General features: G+C 67.9%; 15 protein-coding genes. 9 read left to right on the forward strand and 6 right to left on the reverse strand.

All coding sequences use genetic code 11. The features are described from left to right. Positions 1–196 precede the first annotated feature (196 nt). The 3 genes from G4Q83_RS00825 to G4Q83_RS00835 all read left to right on the forward strand — a co-directional run bounded on the left by G4Q83_RS00825 (position 197) and on the right by G4Q83_RS00835 (position 3,859). On the forward strand, positions 197–898 hold the full coding sequence (locus tag G4Q83_RS00825; RefSeq protein WP_128421042.1) for a response regulator transcription factor: 702 nt from the start codon (positions 197–199) through the stop codon (positions 896–898). Next, positions 888–2,174, forward strand: a complete 1,287-nt coding sequence (locus G4Q83_RS00830) for a sensor histidine kinase (RefSeq protein WP_128421043.1) — start codon at positions 888–890, stop codon at positions 2,172–2,174. Before G4Q83_RS00825 ends, G4Q83_RS00830 begins: the two co-directional genes overlap by 11 nt. Positions 2,175–2,374: 200 nt before the next feature. Continuing rightward, complete coding sequence (locus G4Q83_RS00835) at positions 2,375–3,859, forward strand: neprosin family prolyl endopeptidase (protein ID WP_128421044.1); 1,485 nt, start codon at positions 2,375–2,377, stop codon at positions 3,857–3,859. Between the two features lie 170 nt (positions 3,860–4,029). On the opposite strand, the gene G4Q83_RS00840 is transcribed toward G4Q83_RS00835, so the two are convergent. The 5 genes from G4Q83_RS00840 to G4Q83_RS00860 form a co-directional block, all read right to left on the reverse strand. After that, entirely contained in the window at positions 4,030–4,521 is a 492-nt protein-coding gene (locus G4Q83_RS00840) for a hypothetical protein (RefSeq protein WP_128421045.1), read from the reverse strand. A 159-nt stretch (positions 4,522–4,680) separates the two neighbouring features. Beyond that, on the reverse strand, positions 4,681–4,938 hold the full coding sequence (minE, locus tag G4Q83_RS00845) for a cell division topological specificity factor MinE (protein WP_128421046.1): 258 nt from the start codon (positions 4,936–4,938) through the stop codon (positions 4,681–4,683). A 2-nt stretch (positions 4,939–4,940) separates the two neighbouring features. Then, positions 4,941–5,750 carry a septum site-determining protein MinD gene (gene minD, locus G4Q83_RS00850; RefSeq protein ID WP_128421047.1) on the reverse strand — a complete coding sequence of 270 codons (810 nt, stop codon included), beginning with the start codon at positions 5,748–5,750 and terminating at the stop codon, positions 4,941–4,943. A gap of 37 nt (positions 5,751–5,787) precedes the next feature. Further along, positions 5,788–6,543 (reverse strand): septum site-determining protein MinC, encoded by a 756-nt coding sequence (minC, locus tag G4Q83_RS00855; RefSeq protein ID WP_185817313.1) that lies wholly within the window; start codon positions 6,541–6,543, stop codon positions 5,788–5,790. A gap of 2 nt (positions 6,544–6,545) precedes the next feature. Next, the gene (locus G4Q83_RS00860) at positions 6,546–7,139 is read right to left on the reverse strand and encodes a GNAT family N-acetyltransferase (protein WP_128420291.1); all 594 of its coding nucleotides are present in this window, start codon (positions 7,137–7,139) and stop codon (positions 6,546–6,548) included. A 557-nt stretch (positions 7,140–7,696) separates the two neighbouring features. Between G4Q83_RS00860 and G4Q83_RS00865 the strand changes: the two genes are divergently transcribed. The 6 genes from G4Q83_RS00865 (at position 7,697) to G4Q83_RS00895 (ending at position 13,211) form a co-directional block, all read left to right on the forward strand. Next, positions 7,697–8,899 (forward strand): sensor histidine kinase, encoded by a 1,203-nt coding sequence (locus tag G4Q83_RS00865; protein WP_128420290.1) that lies wholly within the window; start codon positions 7,697–7,699, stop codon positions 8,897–8,899. Beyond that, on the forward strand, positions 8,896–9,537 hold the full coding sequence (locus G4Q83_RS00870; protein ID WP_128420289.1) for a response regulator: 642 nt from the start codon (positions 8,896–8,898) through the stop codon (positions 9,535–9,537). The genes G4Q83_RS00865 and G4Q83_RS00870 overlap by 4 nt, the downstream gene beginning before the upstream one ends. 199 nt (positions 9,538–9,736) lie before the next feature. Further along, positions 9,737–10,570, forward strand: a complete 834-nt coding sequence (locus G4Q83_RS24355) for an integrase core domain-containing protein (RefSeq protein ID WP_246432222.1) — start codon at positions 9,737–9,739, stop codon at positions 10,568–10,570. A 337-nt stretch (positions 10,571–10,907) separates the two neighbouring features. Then, complete coding sequence (locus G4Q83_RS00885; RefSeq protein ID WP_128420288.1) at positions 10,908–12,074, forward strand: polyketide cyclase; 1,167 nt, start codon at positions 10,908–10,910, stop codon at positions 12,072–12,074. 97 nt (positions 12,075–12,171) lie between these two features. Then, positions 12,172–12,543 carry a DUF423 domain-containing protein gene (locus tag G4Q83_RS00890; RefSeq protein ID WP_128420287.1) on the forward strand — a complete coding sequence of 124 codons (372 nt, stop codon included), beginning with the start codon at positions 12,172–12,174 and terminating at the stop codon, positions 12,541–12,543. Between the two features lie 5 nt (positions 12,544–12,548). Then, a complete protein-coding gene (locus G4Q83_RS00895) occupies positions 12,549–13,211 on the forward strand; it encodes a DNA-3-methyladenine glycosylase family protein (RefSeq protein WP_128420286.1) in 663 nt (220 codons plus the stop codon). Positions 13,212–13,679: 468 nt separating this feature from the next. Here the strand turns inward: G4Q83_RS00895 and G4Q83_RS00900 are convergent, their stop codons facing one another. Then, positions 13,680–14,048, reverse strand: a complete 369-nt coding sequence (locus G4Q83_RS00900; RefSeq protein WP_128420285.1) for a hypothetical protein — start codon at positions 14,046–14,048, stop codon at positions 13,680–13,682. Between the last annotated feature and the right edge of the window lie 16 nt (positions 14,049–14,064).

Below are 14,064 nucleotides of genomic sequence, written 5' to 3' on the forward strand. Positions count from 1 at the left end.
GACGGATCGCGTCCGGCAGCGGCGGTCCGCCTGGCTGGACACGAGCCGTGCGGTGGGCGGCCACGGCGCCGCGGACCCGCCGGCCGGGCGGGTCCGGCCCGTCGCTGCGGCCTGCAAGAGGCAGTATTCCGACCGCGCTCCGACGCACATCCGCTAGCATGGTGCATCCCGTCGTCCCGGAATGCGAGCGAGTGCCATGCGACTGTTGGTCATCGAGGACAACCGGAGTCTGGTCGCGAACCTGTTCGACTATTTCGAGGTCCGCGGCCATACCCTGGACGCGGCGCCGGACGGCGTCACCGGCCTGCACCTGGTCACCACCCAGCGCTACGACGCGGTGATCCTGGACTGGATGCTGCCGCGCCTGGACGGGCCGCAGGTGCTGCGCGCCATGCGCGAGCAGCACCACGCCGAGGTGCCGGTGATCATGCTCACCGCGCGCGACGAGCTGCCGGACAAGATCGCCGGTTTCCGCGCCGGCGCCGACGACTACCTGACCAAGCCGTTCGCGCTGCCGGAGCTGGAGGTGCGGCTGGAAGCGCTGCTGCTGCGCGCCAACGGCCGCGGCCGCAGCAAGCTGTTGCGGGTGGGCGACCTGCAGCTGGACCTGGGCACGCTGGAGGCGACCCGCGGCGGCCGCCTGCTGCACCTGTACCCGGCGTGCCGCAAGTTGCTGGAAGTGCTGATGCAGGCCAGCCCGGCCGCGGTCACCCGCGACCGGCTGGAGCATGCGCTATGGGGCGACGAGCCGCCGGACGGCGACATGCTGCGCTCGCATATCTACGACCTGCGGCGCAGTGTCGACGGCCCGTTCGCGTCCAAGCTGATCCACACCCTGCCGCGCGTCGGCTACCGGCTCGCCGAAGTGGGGCCGCACGAGCAAGAGCATGCCGCGTAGGACCGGGCTGCGCCGGCGGGTCAGCCTGTGGCTGGTCGGCTATGCGGCGCTGTTGTCGCTGGCGGTGTTCGTGCATGGCTATATCGTCAACGACCAGGCCGAGCAGCTGACCTGGCACTCGCTGCTGAGCTCCGAGCTGGAACATTTCCTGGCGCGCAGCGCAGTCGATCCGGACTACCGCTGGATCGACACCCGCACCGTGAGCCTGTACGGCGACGAAGGCGGCCAGCCACTGCCGCCGACGGTGGCGGCGCTGGCGCCGGGCCTGCACGACGACGTGCCGCTGCAAGGCCGCGACAAGGTGGTACTGGTGCAGGACGTGGGCGGCCGTCGCCTGGCGCTTGCGCTGGACATCACCGAGTTGCAGAAGCACGAGAGGAGCCTGGCGCTGTGGATGCTGCTGTCCAACGTGATCGCGGTGCTGCTGCTCGGGACGCTGGTGGCCTGGGGCCTGGGCCGCGTGGTGCAGCCGCTCACCGACATGGCGCAGCGCATCGGCGGCCTGCGCCCGGACCGGCCCGGCCAGCGCATCGAGGTGCATCCGCGGGCCAGCGCCGAGCAGGTGGTGATCGCCGATGCGTTGAACGACTACCTGTTGCGCAACGACCTGTTCGTCGAGCGCGAGCGCGCCTTCATCGACAGCGCCAGCCACGAACTGCGTACGCCGGTGGCGGTGATCGGCGGCGCCGCCGAACTGGCGCTGGAACAGCCGGGCGTCCCGCCCAGCGCACGCAACCAACTGTTGCGCATCCGCCGCACCGCCGGCGGCGTGGGGCAACTGATCTCGCTGCTGCTGGTGCTGGCCAAGGACCCGGCGCGGCTGGCGCGCGGCAGCGATCTGGTGCGCCTGGACCAGTTGCTGCCGGACATCGTCGAGGACCATCGCCACCTGTGTGCCGATAAGCACCTGGAACTGGTCCTGGCGCCATTGCCGCCGTGCAAGGTGCTGGCGCCGCTGGCGATCGTGCAGGCGGCGATCGGCAACCTGCTGCGCAACGCGATCGAGAACAGCGACCAGGGTCGCATCCAGATCGCGATGCCGGCGCCGGGCGTGGTGCGCATCGACGACCCCGGGCACGGCATGACGCCGGAGGAGATCAGCGCCATCTACATGCGCATGGCCCGCGGCGGCAGCCGCGAGGGCATCGGCCTGGACCTGATCGCGCGCCTGTGCGAGCACCTGGGCTGGGCGCTGCGGCTGGATTCGGACGCGGGACAGGGCACGCGGGCGACGCTGGACCTGAGCTCGGCATTGAAGGACGTTGGCGCGGGGTAACGGACGCGCCGGCAGACGCGCGCGTCGGACCAGCCTGCGGCGTGCAGCAATGGGAACATCGTTGGTGCCGCTACTTGTCTACCCGATGCGACGGTTGTGCCATTGGGCATTTTTCCCGTCCACAGCAGCGAATCGCGACAAGCCGCGATCGATCGCCTTTCCTATGCTGCAATCTCGTCCGAAGTGACTAGAGAGCCATCATGTGTGCGATGCGTGCCGTGGATTCAATGAAGCGCAAGAGGCGCGCCGCCGCCTGTTTGACGGCACTGGCGTTCGCCGCCACCAGCCTGCAGCAGGGCCTGGCGGCGGAAGCGGACACCGCTTCCGATCGTTATGTCGATCGCGTCATGCCTGCACTGCGGGCCGCGCCTGCCGTGCCGCAGATCGGGCTGGCCAAGGCCGCCGACGTGCGTGTCCGGCAAGGAGTGGCGGACCTCGCGTTCCCCAGCGTCACCGACGAATTCGCGCGCTTCCGCCAGCGCGATGCGGCGCTCCCGTTCGAGCGGCTGCCGACGACGGCCAAGGTGGCCGATCGTGCCGCGTTCGAGCAGATGCAGCGCTATCTCTACAATCGCTACAACGGTCTGACTGTCGTGCGCACGCTGTATGCCGATGGTCATGCCTTCGACTGCATTCCGCTGTTGCAGCAGCCCGGCTTGCGCGGCGTGGATCGCGTCGCGCTACCGCCGAGCGCGGGACAGTCCGGCAGCGTCGCGGCCAAGCAGCGAGATAGCGACGAGAATAGAGAGTGTAACGAGGGCACCGTGTCGCTGGAGCGTATCGGCATCGAGGATCTTGCCGAGGCGCGCAACCTGAGCGAATTCCTGGCCAAGCAACCGACCCGCGACGATCGCGCCGGCCTCGCTGCCGATGCCTCCAACGGCCACCATTACGCATCCGTGTTCGCCGATACCCAGGGCAGCCCGATCGGTGGCGCGGGCGCGGATCTCAATATCTGGACGCCGACGTTCCGGTCGAGCAACGACTACATGTCGATCAGCCAGATATGGATCTTCGGTGAAAGCGCCTCACAGCTGCAGCAGACGCTGGAAGTTGGTTGGCAGCTGCGGCCGTCGTATCGGGATTGGGGTAACAAGTCGATCACCTTCATCTACTCCACCCAGGACGGCTACACCGCGACCGGTTGCCACAATCTGGAGTGCGGCGATTTCGTGCAAGTCGTCTCGGGCAATGTGCTGGGCACTCCCTATGTGGCGAACCGGTACAGCGCCAGCGGCGGCAAGCAGACGCTGATGAGCGTGGAGTATCAACGCGATTCGGGCGGCAACTGGTGGCTGATGTTGGACGGGACCTGGATCGGCTATTACAAGGCCAACCTGTACTCCGGCGATCTGGCGACTGGCAGTTCGGCAGTGGGCTTCAGCGCAGGTGGCGAAATCTACGCCAACGATCTCACCCCCAGCACCCCGATGGGCAGCGGCGCATTCGCCTCCGCTGGCTATCGCAAAGCCGCTTTCCAGGCCAATCATTTCTATCGCGACGGCAGCCTGGCGGCGCATGCGGTCACCCGATTGTCGGCCTATACGATCGATTATCCGGCCTGCTATACGTTGGCGTTGGCAGGCATCAGCGGGCCGGCGGCGACCGGCGTGAGCGGCATCGGCCTGGCGCCGGAAATGCACAGTGGCGGTTTCTATTTCGGCGGTCCGGGCTGCGCGCGCTGATGCGCAGCCGACCGGGGTTCGGCGCTTGCGTCGTGCGGGCCAGTGAGAGCTGCCGCACGCATGTGGCATGTGCGACTGTGGCAGCCGCTGCCAGGATGAGCGAGGCGCGACGTATGCAAGCAGCAGCGCTGTGCAAGCATTGAAGGTACCTCCGGCCTTGCCGGGGGAACTTACTCTGGCAGCAGTCCACGCTGCAGCAGCCAGGCGCGCGCGTCCTCGGCGTCCTGTTCGAACCAGGCGCGGGTGGAGCCCAGCCGGTACGTGTAGCCCCACGCATCCATGTCGGCCATCAGTCGCGCGCTGCCGACGCCGGGCAGCGCGTCGGCCAGCACGATCTGCAGGTAGCAGGCGGCGTCTTCTTCCTCGACCGAATCGGTGGCATCGGTATGCACCCGCGCGCGCCGTTCCGGCGGCAGCACGATCAGGTGGCAGGCCTCGTGCAGCAGCGAGTGCACCGGCGTGTCGTCGCGCACGTACACGTCGCTGGCGATCACCCCGGCTTCCGGTTCGCCCCAGTAGCTGCCGGGAATCGCCGCGTCGTCGGCGACCCGGTGCAGGCGCAGGCCATGGCCGGCCAGCAAGGCGCGCGGCGCGTCCAGGCCGATGGCGCCGACGGTCAGCACCTGGGCGGCGGGAGCGGGGCGGGAGTCGGCGGTCTGCATCGGCGGCGGATGAGGAAGGGCGGGTCTGAAACAGGAGCCAGCGTGATGCATCGAACCGGCGCCGGGACGCTATGGCCAGATATGCGCTGCAGCTCGTGTGGCTCACGGCGCAAGCCGCGCGCCGCGGCCGCCATCAGCTGCCGGTGCGCGCTGCGCCACTCAGGGCGTCGGCCCTTCCGGCAATGCCACCGAGATGTCGAGCACGTCGTGTTCGCCGTCCTTGACCAGGTCCACCTTGACCGCGTCGGCGTCGATGTTGACGTATTTCTTGATCACTTCCAGCAGTTCGCGCTGTAGCAGCGGCAGGTAATCCGGGCCGCCGCGGTGGCTGCGTTCCTGCGCGATGATGATCTGCAGGCGGTTCTTGGCCGTTTCGGCGGTGTTCTTCTTGGTCTTGAGGAAGCCGAATAGTCCCATGCTCACCCTCCGAACAACTTGGTGAAGAAGCCCTTCTTCTCCACGGAGATGAAGCGCATCGGGCGATCTTCGCCCAAGATCCGGGCCACGGCGTCGTCGTACGCCTGACCGGCCGGGGACTCGCCGTCCAGGATCACCGGCTCGCCCTTGTTGGAGGCGTTGAGCACGTCGCCGGACTCGGGGACCACGCCGATCGCCTTCAATCCCAGCACTTCCTCCACGTCGGTGATGCTGAGCATCTCGCCGCCTTCCACCCGGCCCGGGCTGTAGCGGGTCAGTAGCAGGAACGCCGGCACGCCCTGGCCCTGCTCGGCCTTGCGGGTCTTGGAGTCGAGCAGGCCGATGATGCGGTCCGAGTCGCGCACCGAGGAGACTTCCGGATTGACCACCACCACCGCGCGGTCGGCGAAGTACATCGCCAGGGACGCGCCCTTCTCGATGCCGGCCGGCGAATCGCACACGATGTACTCGAAGCCGTCGGCGGCCAGATCCTTGAGCACCTTCTCCACGCCGTCCTGGGTCAGCGCATCCTTGTCGCGGGTCTGCGAGGCGGCCAGCACGAACAGGTTGTCGAAGCGCTTGTCCTTGATCAGCGACTGCTTGAGCGTGGCCTCGCCGTGCACCACGTTGACGAAGTCGTACACCACCCGGCGCTCGCAGCCCATGATCAGGTCGAGGTTGCGTAGGCCCACGTCGAAGTCGATCACGGCGACTTTCTTGCCGCGCCGCGCCAGCCCGCAGGCCAGGCTCGCGCTGGTGGTGGTCTTGCCGACGCCGCCCTTGCCGGAGGTGACTACGATGATTTCAGCCAAAGGAATGTCTCCCGATACGTTCAGTGATGGGGCCGCGTCAGTCTTGCGCGGCGATCTTGATCTGGTCCTGTTCCAGCCAGACCTGCACGGCCTTGCCGCGCAGGTCCTTGGCAACATCGTCCAGCACCTTGTAGTGGCCGGCGATGGCCACCAGTTCGGCGTGGAAGTCGCGGCAGAAGATCCGTGCCTCGGTGTTGCCCTGTGCGCCGGCCAGCGCGCGTCCGCGCAGGCTGCCGTAGATGTGGATGCTGCCGTCGGAGATCACCTCGGCGCCGGCGCCGACCGTGGCCACCACGGTCAGGTCGCAGTTCTCCGCGTACAGCTGCTGGCCCGAGCGCACCGCGGTCTTCTGCATGCGGCCCGGTTGCGGGCGCGCGGCCGGAGCGGGCGGCGGCGGGGGCGGCGGCGACACCGGGGCGGGCGCGGCAGCGGGGGCGCCGCCGCCGATGCGCTCGTACTGGGCGCGGAACTTGGCCAGCAGCGGCAGGCCCAGCGCCTCGGACAGCTGCTCGATCTCGCGGGTGCCGTAGGCCAGCGCCACCGGCAGCACGCCGGCCTCGCGCAGGCCCTCCAGCAGCGCGCGCGCGGTGGCGGTGTCGGGCGCCTGCGCCAGGCCGCCGAAATCGATGATCACCGCGGCGCGGCCGAACAGCTTGGGCGCGCGCTGCACCCGCTCGCGCATCTCCTGGGCCAGACGCGCCACGTCCAGGGTGCGGATGCGCAGGTTGGCGATGCCGACCTGGCCGATCTTCAGTTCGCCTGCCTGCTCGAAATCCGGATTCACCGACGACACGCTCAGGTCCCGATCAGGCGCGGCGCCCGCTGCAGGCGGCGGGCATGGCCGACCCAGGGCAGGTCGGGCAACTGGTCGCCGTAGGTCTCGCGGACCCAGGCGTAACTGCACAAATCCTTCAACAGCATGCTGGCACGCACCTCCACCTCGTTCATCGTGTTCTGGCCCACTTCGCGGAAACCGAAGCTGCCGTGGAACAGCAGCGCCGCGTCCGCGCCATGGTCCAGGAAAACCTCGCAGGCCAGCTGCGGGTAGCGCAGCTCGGCATAGCTCTGCACGTCGGCATAGAACGCGCGGCCGACGCCGCCGCCGCGGCGGCGGCTGGCCACCACGATGCGGTCGATATAGAAGAACGCGGGGTAGCGCTCGCGGAACCAGGCGAAGTTGCTGCTGTCGTGGTCGCTGTCGGCGCCGAAGCCGACCAGGAAGCCGGCCAGGTTGCCGTCGCGCTCGGCGACGCGGAAGTATTCTGCGGTCTCGTAGAAGCGGTGCAGCCTGGCCGGATCCAGCGGCAGGATCGCCAGTCCGGCGTTGTTGTTCAGGGCCAGGACCGAATCGAGCTCGTGCTCGCGCACGTCGCGGATGACGATCGACATTCGTGGGAACTCCGGAAGCTGCTGCGCATGACCTGCCGAGTGCGGGCCGCAAGCTGGATTGTCGCATGTGTGAGCATGAGGGGGTATAAGTTCATCCGCACAGTCGTGTGCCTACCTCTTGGTTGACGGGGCGTATCCTTGAGATGCAAGGGCGTCCACCTCAGGTATGGGTGGCATTACACAATGGGTCTGCTTCCTTGCGGATTGGACGCATCGTGTATGATACACGTGCGGCATTTGGACTGTAATAGAGATATTTTTATGCGTTCGATCCTGGTCGTTTTGTTTGCAGTGTCAACCTTGGCGGGAGCACGCTTGGCGCAGGCTGAGCCCACAGGCGCAACCGGTTTTAGCGCGGCTACGGAGCCGCCGCCTCGGAAGTCTTTCAAATGCTGTCTGCCCGGGCATGAGGCATGATTGCAGCGGACATGCGTAAAAACGGCTGAATGCAACAAAAATGGCGGCAAGCTGCATCAATTGCGCTTATCGTCTTGTATGACTTCCTTGTGTGACTTCTGGAGCAGGCGGAGGAGTCGGCTGTCCTCTAGGATGCGGAAATGCTACAACGCCTGAGCCACATCCGTTTGCTCCGATTTGTCGGCATGTTCACTTGGGCGCTAGTCGGGTGCTGGCTGCTCAACTTGTTTTTCGATCCGGAGTACCTCAAAGAGTTTGGCGACAACTTAGTCTGGGTGACGGTACTCCCGTGGTTGCTGTGTTTTCTTGCCTTCGGTGTCGGCTATTGGTGGCTGACACATGACGTCGGGATGCGTGAGCCTAGGCTGCGCGACCATGTCATCTTGTTCCAGATGACGCTGTGTGCAATCGGAGTCAGCTATTTTTCGGAGACGTCGCTCGGTAGTGTGATGTTGATGGTGCTGGCTGGCTTGCTGCCGTGGTTGTTGCCTATGCCGGTAGGACTTGCATGGATATTGCTCGGCAGTCTTGCCTTCATCCCGCTGTTCGCAGGACCTATGCACGTACCGCTTGTGCTCGCGATCGTACAGGCGCTGCTGTATGTCGGTTTTTCCGGCTTAGTGTTCACTACCGCTTACGTCGCCAAGCAGCAGGCCAGTGCACGCGATGAGCAACGTCGTGTCAACGCCGAACTGCGAGCGACCCGCGCGCTGCTTGCTCAAAGCGCCCAGATCAACGAACGCACCCGCATCTCGCGCGAACTGCACGACCTGCTCGGCCACCATCTGACCGCGCTGAGCCTGAACCTGGAAGTGGCCGGCCACATCACCGAGGGCCGTGCGCAGGAGCACGTGCACCAGGCGCATACCCTGGCCAAGCTGTTGCTGACCGACGTGCGCGAAGCGGTCAGCCAGCTGCGCGACAGCGGCGCGATCGACCTGGCCGCCGCCTTGCGGCCGCTGGCCGAACAGGTGCCGGCGCTGCAGATCCACCTGCAGGTGGAGGAGCCGCTGACCGTCGAGGACCCGGCGCGCGCGCATGTCTTGCTGCGCTGCACCCAGGAAATCATCACCAACACGGTGCGCCACGCCCAGGCCGACAACCTGTGGATCCAGGTGCGCCGCGAGGGCCCGCTGGTGGTGATCCAGGCCCGCGACGACGGCCGCGGCTGCGCGACCCTGCTGCCCGGCAACGGCTTGTGCGGCATGCGCGAGCGGCTGAGCCAGTATGGTGGCAACCTGGAGATCGATGCGCCGCCGGGTGTGGGCTTTCGCCTGCGCGCCGCGGTCCCGAGCGCGGCTGCGTTGTTGCCGCCCGCCGTTCCACAAGGAGTGCTGCGATGATCCGTGTTTGCCTGGTCGACGACCAAACCCTGGTGCGGCAAGGGATCCGCTCGCTGCTGGCGCTGGATGGCGGGATCGAGGTGGTCGCCGAGGCCAACGACGGCCGCCAGGCGGTGGCGCTGATCCCGCAGGCGAAGCCGGACGTGGTGCTGATGGACATGCGCATGCCGGCGATGTCCGGGTTGGAGGCGCTGCAGATGCTGTCGCGCAACGGCATGCTGCCGCCGACCATCATCCTGACCACCTTCGACGACGACCAACTGGTGCTGGCCGGGCTCAAGGCCGGGGCCAAGGGCTACTTGCTCAAGGACGTTTCGCTGGAACAACTGGTCGGCGCGATCCGCGCGGTGGCCGCCGGCGGTTCGTTGGTGCAGCCGGCGGTGACCCAGCGCCTGCTGTCGGGCCTGGAGCACATGCGCAACGACTTCGTCAGCCTGGACCGGCCCGACCCGCTGACCGACCGCGAAACCGAGATCCTGCGGCTGATGGCCAGCGGCTTCTCCAACAAGGAGATCGCCAACTCGCTGGGCGTGGCCGAGGGCACGATCAAGAACCACGTGTCCAACATCTTGTCCAAGCTCGGCGTGCGCGACCGCACCCGCGCGGTGCTGAAGGCGTTCGAGCTGCAGTTGGTGTGACGGGCAGGATGCCCGCCCGGCGCAGCGCGCCGGGCGTTCGCGGGCGCGCGAGCCGCCCTTGTAGGAGCGACTCCGGGTGGCCTCAGGCCATCAGTCGCGACGAGCGAAGCGGCAGGCGTGCCGCACCCGGAGGCGGTCCGGGCCTGTAATGACCCACTGCATTTCTGCTCAGGTGTTGGTTTCGACCGAGGAGACACCGATGGGCGAAATGATGGACGAAGAACAGATCAAGCGCTGGACGGCCCGGCGCAAGTCGGCGCTGGTGCTGGAAATCATCCAGGGCAAGCCGACGGTGGCCGCCGCCAGCCGGCGGTTCGACCTGACACCCAACGAGATCGAGGGCGGGATCGATGAGGGCAAGCGGAGTTTGGAGAACGCCCTGCGGGCCAAGCCGGAGGAGGTGCGCGAGCAGTACGAGCGCCAGCTCAAGCAACGACAGCGGGCCGACGGCGAGGCCATGCGGGAACGGGGTGCCGCGGACGCTCGCCGGGCTGTTGGGGATGAACAAGCACACGGTGCAGCGGATCTTCCAGCGCAAGGGCTGGCAGGTCCGCAAGCGCCCGGTGGGCCAGCGTCCTCGGATCGAGGCGCTACCGTCGAAAGTGCTCTAAGCCTGGCACGGGTGAGCGGCTGCCGCACCCGGCAACGGCTGGGCTGGCACCTGTCGCGCACCGGCAAGGCCAGTACCGCTGCCGCCGCTCCGGAGCAGGCCTTGATCACCCGGTTCGGCATGCTGGGCCGGGTCCAGGACCGGTTCCTGCTGCGCTCGGACAAGGGCCTGGTCTTCACCCGTGGGGACTGCACCCGCCGGGGGCGCAGCGACGGACGGAAGCGGGAGTTCATCGCCGCGCATTGCCCGCAGCGGAACGGGAGAGTGGAGCGGGTGATCGGCACGTTGAAGGAACGATGCGCACATCGCCACCGATTCGAAAGCCAGGCCCGTGCCCTGCGCGTGATCGGCGACTGGATCGGCTTCTGCAACCGGCAACGGCCCCGCCAGGCACTGAAGATGACGACACCTGATGGCACCTAGGCCGCTACATTAACCGCATGACCTGTGCACAAACCGATGGGTCATTACCTCATTGGTCTGGCCGCCGCGCCCGGCGGCGTCGCCCGCGGGCCGGCGCAAACGCCTCGCCGTGTCTGGCCTGCCCGCACCGCGAGGTGCGGCGACGGGCCTGTCCGCCACTGCCCGGGCGGCAATGGTCTGGTCGCTCGCGCGCCGCCGCCGCGGGGTTGTGCGCGGCGTTTTCGCCAGCATGCCCGATTGCGCGCCGCCATCGGCTGACCACGAGCCGCGAAGCCTGCTAGGATGCGCGCTTGGCTTCATCAACCCGGCCGTGGGACCGGCCCCGGAGACCTCCTGAATGACCCGTATTATCGAGTTCCTGATCGCACTGGGGATCGTGGCCGGCCTGTTCGTCATCGTCGGCCTGGTGCTGCCCTCGGAGCGTCACATGTCCGAGAGCGTCGAGACCAATCGGCGCATGACCATCGTCTACGACACGATGAACAGCCTGCGTCGATTCAAGGACTGGAACCCTCTGGTGTTGCGCGATCCGCGTATCCAGCTGAAGCTTTCCGGCCCCGAAGCCGGCGTCGGCGCCCGTCTGGACTACACCTCCGCCGAGGGCTACATCGGTAAGGGCAGCTGGACCATCACGTCGACCGAAAAGAACAAGCAGGTCGTCATCGGCATCGAGGACGAGAGCAAGGGCAGCGGCAAGACCACGTCGTTCAAGCTCGAGCCGACCGGCAAGAGCGGCCGCAACGTCAAGATCACCCAGGACTACACGGTCAAGTACGGCTGGGACCTGTTCGGTCGCTACGCCGGCCTGTACGTCAGCCGCCATGTCGGCGACGACATCAAGCTGGGCCTGTCGCGGCTGGGCAACGTGCTGGCCACGGTGCCGAACGTCGATTACCGCGCCGAGGAAACCCCGTTGAAGGACCTGAAGGTCGTCGACGTCCCGGCCGAGGATCTGCTGGTGGTCAACGCCGGCAACATCGACCGCGACAATGAGGCCATCAAGAAGTCCATCAAGGACAACCAGGAATGGATCAAGCGGGTGATGGACGCCAACGGCCTGGAAGCGGCCGGCCCGGTGCGCATCGTCACCACCGATTTCGGCGCCGACAAGTACGCGTTCGACGTGGCCCAGCCGGTGCGCAAGCGCGCTGGCGGCGCGCCGAAGCCCGGTGCGGCGGCCAAGCCGGAAGCGAAGAAGGACGACGCGGCCGCGCCTGCTGCCCCGGTCGACGCGACTCCGGTCGCCGCCAGCGGCGAGCCGCTGAAGCCGACCATCCCGCAGGGCGCGCCGGTCACCTACCTGCGTACCGAAGCGCACCGTTCCGCGTTCGCCCGCTACAGCGGCCACATGGCGGGCCTGGATGCGGCACGCAATGCGGTCCGCGCCTGGGCCGCGACCAGCGGCTACGACGTGACCGACCGTCCGTACGAAGCCTGGAAGGGCGGCGTGGACAAGTCGTTCTCGCCGGAAGGCGCGTACGACATCTACTGGGCGATCAAGTAGGCCGTCGCCCCGATGGACGAGTGACCACGCAACGCGCCGCTTCTTGCGGCGCGTTGCGTTCATGGGGCCGGAACACCGGCCGGAACGGAGCATCGTCATGCTGAATTTCGATCGTCGTTCGCGCAAGCCGTCCTGGCTGGCCAGCGCCGGCGGCGTGCTCGCGGCCGCCGCGATCGGCCTGTCCGCGTACGCCGCGCACGCGGTGGCCGCGCCGCTGGCGCAATCGCATCTGCAGACCGCGGCGCTGTACGCGTTCGGCCACGGCCTGGCGTTGGCCGCGCTCGGCCGCGGCAGCGAACGCCTGCTCGGCCGTGCCGCGCTGGGCCTGTTGCTGCTCGGCACGCTGCTGTTCGCCGGCAGTCTGGCCGGCAACGCGCTGGCGCAGTGGCCGACGCGGCTGGCTCCGGTTGGCGGGGTGACGCTGATGCTGGGCTGGCTGCTGTGGGCGCTGGACGCGCTGCGGCGCTGACGCCCATGCCCCGCTATCGGCGCGGATTCGACACCCAGGCCGCCTACGACCACCTGTGCCGGCGCGACCGCAAGCTCGGCGCGTGGATGCGCCGGATCGGCCCGATCGAACCGCAGCCGGGCTGGTCCAGGCGCTTCGACCCGGTCGATGCGCTGGCCCGCGCGATCCTGTTCCAGCAGCTCAGCGGCAAGGCCGCGGCGACCATCGTCGGCCGGGTCGAGGCGGCGATCGGCTGCACCCGGCTGCACGCCGACACGCTGGCGCGGATCGACGATCACCGGTTGCGCGCCTGCGGCGTGTCCGGCAACAAGGCGTTGGCGTTGCGCGACTTGGCGCGGCGCGAGGCGGCCGGCGAGATCCCCGGCCTGCGGCAGATGGCGACGATGCACCAGGACGCGATCGTCGCGGCGCTACTGCCGATCCGCGGCATCGGCCGCTGGACCGTGGAGATGCTGCTGCTGTTCCGCCTGGGCCGTCCCGACCTGTTGCCGGTGGACGACCTGGGCGTGCGCAAGGGCGCCCAGCGCGTGGACACGCTGGCGCTGGCGCCGACCCCGAAGCAATTGCTGGCCCGCGGCGAACGTTGGGGCCCGTACCGCAGTTATGCCAGCTTCTACCTGTGGCGCATCGCCGATGCGGCGGCGCCGACACCGCGCTCGCAGCAGTAGCGGCGCCGCGCGGGCCTAGCGCTGGGGCGGCCGCGAACGGCGCCGCCAGCGCGCGGCGTTAGAGCACTTTCGATCCAAGTGACGCCACTCGTGGGAGCGACTCCGCGCGGCCTTGGGCCATCAGTCGCGACGAGCTTTACAGAGGTAGAGCCATTTGCGACTGAGGTCGCTCCCAGAACACTGCACTGGCTGCAAATAGCAGAGTCGAAAATGCTCCAGCCGGGAAACCTGGTGTTCGCCGTCGCCGTCGCCGTGGTCGCCAGGGACCACGGCGGCGCGCCGTTACGCTTGCGTCTGGCGTGACCATGCGGTGGCGCCGTCCGTCGGCGCAGCGGCGGACGCGGGTGGCCGGAACAGCGGATCGTCGCTCAGGCGCGGGCGCTGCGCCGACGGGAACCGGCGTTCGCGCTGCAGCCAGCGCCGGTACTGGTAAGTGCCGCGGGTGGATGATGGTCGGGATGGTCGCGATCACGGCGCCGTCGAACTTGCCGGTGTTGAAGAGCAGGCGTTTGCCCTGTGCGTAGTAGCACACACGGCCGCTGCGCAGGCGCGGCTCTTGCGGTGGATGCCGTAGCCCAGGCCAGCGAAGATGAGGCTCTCCACCAGCGTGCCGATCCCGACCGCGGCGTTGCCCAGGCGCACGGCGGCGAGGCCGAGGATCAGCGATGCGAGCGCGGTCAGCGCGGCGGCGATCCAGCCGGCGCGAATGCTGCGCAGGAGGTGGTCGGGCGCTTCGTCGGCGCTATGGCGGTGGCGCCGGCCACGCCGGCAGCAGGGGCGGAGTAGGGGGCTGTTCCATGCGTGAATCTGCTGGTTGCGTCGAGACCATAGCGGCATCCCTGGCCTTTAGCCG

Origin of the sequence: Xanthomonas theicola (assembly GCF_014236795.1) — a bacterium.
Classification (GTDB): Bacteria; Pseudomonadota; Gammaproteobacteria; order Xanthomonadales; family Xanthomonadaceae; genus Xanthomonas_A; species Xanthomonas_A theicola.

What these genes read in the sequence shown, in the direction of transcription:
- G4Q83_RS00890 (WP_128420287.1), top strand. Translation starts at nt 12,172, where the DNA reads ATGCTGAATTTCGATCGTCGTTCGCGCAAGCCGTCCTGGCTGGCCAGC.
- G4Q83_RS00870 (WP_128420289.1), top strand. Translation starts at nt 8,896, where the DNA reads ATGATCCGTGTTTGCCTGGTCGACGACCAAACCCTGGTGCGGCAAGGG.
- G4Q83_RS00830 (WP_128421043.1), top strand. Translation starts at nt 888, where the DNA reads ATGCCGCGTAGGACCGGGCTGCGCCGGCGGGTCAGCCTGTGGCTGGTC.
- G4Q83_RS00825 (WP_128421042.1), top strand. Translation starts at nt 197, where the DNA reads ATGCGACTGTTGGTCATCGAGGACAACCGGAGTCTGGTCGCGAACCTG.
- minE (WP_128421046.1), bottom strand. Translation starts at nt 4,938, where the DNA reads ATGGGACTATTCGGCTTCCTCAAGACCAAGAAGAACACCGCCGAAACG.
- G4Q83_RS00840 (WP_128421045.1), bottom strand. Translation starts at nt 4,521, where the DNA reads ATGCAGACCGCCGACTCCCGCCCCGCTCCCGCCGCCCAGGTGCTGACC.
- G4Q83_RS00860 (WP_128420291.1), bottom strand. Translation starts at nt 7,139, where the DNA reads ATGTCGATCGTCATCCGCGACGTGCGCGAGCACGAGCTCGATTCGGTC.
- G4Q83_RS00895 (WP_128420286.1), top strand. Translation starts at nt 12,549, where the DNA reads ATGCCCCGCTATCGGCGCGGATTCGACACCCAGGCCGCCTACGACCAC.
- G4Q83_RS00885 (WP_128420288.1), top strand. Translation starts at nt 10,908, where the DNA reads ATGACCCGTATTATCGAGTTCCTGATCGCACTGGGGATCGTGGCCGGC.
- G4Q83_RS24355 (WP_246432222.1), top strand. Translation starts at nt 9,737, where the DNA reads ATGGGCGAAATGATGGACGAAGAACAGATCAAGCGCTGGACGGCCCGG.
- G4Q83_RS00835 (WP_128421044.1), top strand. Translation starts at nt 2,375, where the DNA reads ATGTGTGCGATGCGTGCCGTGGATTCAATGAAGCGCAAGAGGCGCGCC.
- G4Q83_RS00900 (WP_128420285.1), bottom strand. Translation starts at nt 14,048, where the DNA reads ATGCCGCTATGGTCTCGACGCAACCAGCAGATTCACGCATGGAACAGC.
- G4Q83_RS00865 (WP_128420290.1), top strand. Translation starts at nt 7,697, where the DNA reads ATGCTACAACGCCTGAGCCACATCCGTTTGCTCCGATTTGTCGGCATG.